Annotated in this window: 1 pseudogene; it reads right to left on the bottom strand. The window is 47.4% G+C overall.

Annotated elements, in window-relative coordinates:
• Positions 1–340 (bottom strand): annotated as a pseudogene (locus C1E99_RS12165) (ABC transporter permease); the annotation flags it as partial.

Here is a 340-nt window from a genome sequence, read left to right on the forward strand (position 1 = left end):
TGAAGAGACCTGACTGTGTTCGCTCTTCATCGACAAAACGGGCCATGGTGGTAAAAGTCACTAGAGCTGCGACAAGGTAGAGAACAACGGGGAAGACATTGCCCACTGCAGCAATAGACCTAGTCGCATTGCTATAGGTAGTATAGCCATCTCCACCTGGTAGGCTTGATCGAGTATAGACCTGATAGGGCGCTTTTTCCAGCTTACTTAAGTCGGATTTAGCCTGAGCAATCTCGGTTTGAGCTTGGCTAATTTCTTGATCGGCCGTGGCTTTCTTCTCAGAAAATTGGGATTGAGCTTGACTTAACTCTTTATCAGCCTCCTCCAAACGGAGTTCTTC

The sequence above is a fragment of the Streptococcus suis genome, from assembly GCF_002964045.1.
Lineage (GTDB): Bacteria > Bacillota > Bacilli > Lactobacillales > Streptococcaceae > Streptococcus > Streptococcus suis_U.